At 74.5% G+C, this 689-nt stretch carries 1 protein-coding gene; it reads left to right on the top strand.

All coding sequences use genetic code 11. The features are described 5' to 3' along the window. The coding region (locus VR45_RS40615; RefSeq protein ID WP_045945004.1) for a polyketide synthase at positions 1–689 on the top strand (689 nt) is incomplete at both ends.

Here is a 689-nt window from a genome sequence, read left to right on the forward strand (position 1 = left end):
AGGCGTCCTGGGAAGCGGTGGAACGCGCGGGCATCGACCCGACGACCCTGCGCGGCAGCCGCACCGGCGTCTACACCGGAGTGATCTACAGCGAGTACGGGTCCCGGCTCGGCCGGGTTCCCGACGAGTTGGAGGGCTTCCTCGGCACCGGCACCATCCCCAGCGTCGCCTCGGGCCGGATCGCCTACACCCTCGGCCTGGAAGGCCCGGCGGTCACCCTGGACACCGCCTGTTCGTCCTCCCTGGTCGCCGTCCACCTCGCCTGCCAGGGGCTGCGCTCCGGGGACACCACTCTCGCCCTGGCCGGCGGGGTGACCGTGATGTCCACCCCCGGCCTGTACGTCGGGTTCAGCCGACAGCGCGGCCTGGCACCCGACGGGCGCAGCAAGTCCTTCTCGTCCGCCGCGGACGGGGCCGGGTTCGGGGAGGGCCTGGGTCTGCTCCTGCTGGAACGGCTCTCGGACGCCCGGCGCGCGGGGCATCCTGTCCTGGCCGTCGTCCGCGGCTCGGCCGTCAACCAGGACGGCGCAAGCAACGGGCTGACCGCCCCGAACGGGCCCGCGCAGCAGCGCGTCATCGGCGAGGCGCTCGCCCGTGCCGGACTCGCCCCGTCCGAGGTCGACATGGTGGAGGCGCACGGCACCGGCACCGTGCTCGGCGACCCGATCGAGGCCCAGGCGCTGCTGGCC

This window comes from Streptomyces sp. NRRL S-495, from assembly GCF_000966955.1.
GTDB classification, from domain to species: Bacteria; Actinomycetota; Actinomycetes; order Streptomycetales; family Streptomycetaceae; genus Kitasatospora; species Kitasatospora purpeofusca.